Origin of the sequence: Herbidospora mongoliensis (assembly GCF_001570545.1) — a bacterium.
GTDB lineage: Bacteria > Actinomycetota > Actinomycetes > Streptosporangiales > Streptosporangiaceae > Herbidospora > Herbidospora mongoliensis.
Genome location: NZ_BBXD01000001.1, coordinates 1 through 1,878 on the forward strand (window position 1 = coordinate 1; position 1,878 = coordinate 1,878).

Annotated in this window: 3 protein-coding genes; 1 reads left to right on the plus strand and 2 read right to left on the minus strand. The window is 67.5% G+C overall.

The features are described from left to right. On the minus strand, positions 1–508 hold a 508-nt coding region (locus AW272_RS00005; protein WP_439649129.1), incomplete at its 3' end, for a tetratricopeptide repeat protein. Positions 509–694: 186 nt separating this feature from the next. Between AW272_RS00005 and AW272_RS00010 the strand changes: the two genes are divergently transcribed. Further along, positions 695–877 carry a hypothetical protein gene (locus AW272_RS00010; RefSeq protein ID WP_157518043.1) on the plus strand — a complete coding sequence of 61 codons (183 nt, stop codon included), beginning with the start codon at positions 695–697 and terminating at the stop codon, positions 875–877. A gap of 19 nt (positions 878–896) precedes the next feature. Here AW272_RS00010 and AW272_RS00015 read toward each other — a convergent pair whose 3' ends face one another. Beyond that, positions 897–1,760 (minus strand): IS982 family transposase, encoded by an 864-nt coding sequence (locus AW272_RS00015; RefSeq protein ID WP_066359802.1) that lies wholly within the window; start codon positions 1,758–1,760, stop codon positions 897–899. Positions 1,761–1,878 lie beyond the last annotated feature (118 nt).

Here is a 1,878-nt window from a genome sequence, read left to right on the forward strand (position 1 = left end):
TAGCGGACTCGGCCAGCAATGCACCTTTGCTGTTGAGCACCTCGGCCTCGCCTTGAAGGTCCCCGACCTGACGAAACAAGTTCAGCGCCCGTTCCAACAGCTCGGCCGCCTCCGCAAAGTCCCCGGTCAGGTGCCGGACGCGGCCCAGATCCCAGAGGGTGTTGGCCTCACCGTGACGGTTGCCGAGGTCTTGGTAGAGCGTCAGCGCCCGCTCATGCAGCTCGGCGGCCTGCGCATAATCGTCGGTCAGGTGCCGGACGCGGCCCAGATCATGGAGGGTGTTGGCCTCACCGTGACGGTTGCCGAGGTCTTGGTAGAGCGTCAGCGCCCGCTCATGCAGCTCGGCGGCCTGCGCATAATCCCCGGTCAGGTGCCGGACGCGGCCCAACTCATGGAGGGCGTTGGCCTCGGCGGTTCGGTCGTTGTGGCGGTGTGCGGTGGTGGCGGCGGTCTGGTGAAGGGTGGCGGCCTGCTGCCAAGGGCCGTCACGGAGGAGGAACGCGGCCATGGCGGCGGTAAGCCCGAGGATGTGCTGGTGCCGGTCCTGGGCAGTGGCGTGGGCGAGGCAGGCCAGCAGGTTGGCGTTGTCGGTGCGCATCCACACCAGAGCGGCAGAGCGGTCAGGTAAGGCCGGTGCGGCCGCAGGTGCCGTGGTGGCCGGTGACAGGCCGGGACGGGTGTAGAGGTTCAGGTGGTGGTCGGCGGTTTGGGCGGTGTGCAGGTAGTAGTTCAGCAGCCGGTCGGTGGCCTGATCGCGGTCCTGGGCGGGATCGTGGTCGGTGGTGAGGGCGTGAGTGTAGACGCGGAGCAGGTCGTGCAGCCGGTAGCGGCCAGGTGCGGGTTCGTCGATCAGGTGGTCGGTGTACAGGACGTCTAGACGAGTAGTTCCGAATGGCTCAGTGGTCGTAAGCGATCAATGATCTGGCGACCGGCGCTCCTGTAGACCGGTTGTGCCAGATCGCGCACGTGAGCGCCAAGATCCGCTGAGCCACCCGGATGCCGACGCCTTCGATGGTCCGGCCGCCGTGCTGTTCAAGGCCGAGCTGGCCTTTGAGGGTGTCGTTGACGGACTCGATCAGTTGCCGGACCGTCTTGAGCAGGGATTCTCCCGGGCGGGGTGTGCCGCGGTTGCGGTAGGAGGGTCGCAGCAGGCTGACCCCGCGGGCGGCCAGGAAATGATCGAGCTCGGCGGCGATGTAGCCCTTGTCGGCCAGGATCAGCAGCCCGGGCCGGGCGGCGAGCAGGCCGGGTTCCAGGTCGCAGAGGGCCATCAGCACCTGGCGTTCGTCGACCTTGGGGTCGGCCAGGGCCCAGGTGATGGGCAGCCCGGCCGGGGTGCAGATCAGATGGAGCTTCAGTCCCCAGTAGAAGCGGGAATGGGAGTGGCAGTAGCCGTAGCTCGCCCAGCCGGCCAGGTTCGAGCGCAGGACGGCGGGCCGCGAGCGTGCGCACTCCACGGGGGTGGAGTCCACGATCCAGCACCGGTCGGGCCACAGGTCGGTGTCGGCGGCCAGTGACCGGATCATCTGCTTGGCCAGCGGCAACGCCGCGCGTAGGCGTTTGTTGTAGCCCGGCCGCTGAGGCAGGTAGGGGAACATGCCGCGCAGGTGGGCGTGGGCGAAACGCAGCCAGCGAGCTTCGCCGTGGAACCCGAGGACGGCTTGGGCCACCGCCAGGGTGAGCAGTTCGGCATCGGTGAGCCGGGGCGGACGTCCCCGTCGTCGCCGGGTCTTCAGCCGGTCATCGATGTGGACGTACAGTGCCGTTAAGAGCTCCTAACAGAATGAGCTCCGTTGTGTTTTGATCTCTCGCTGAGGCGGCAGCGGGAGGGCAAACATGGCACGGCAGAAGCCGTGGGAGATCAGCGACGAGTTATGG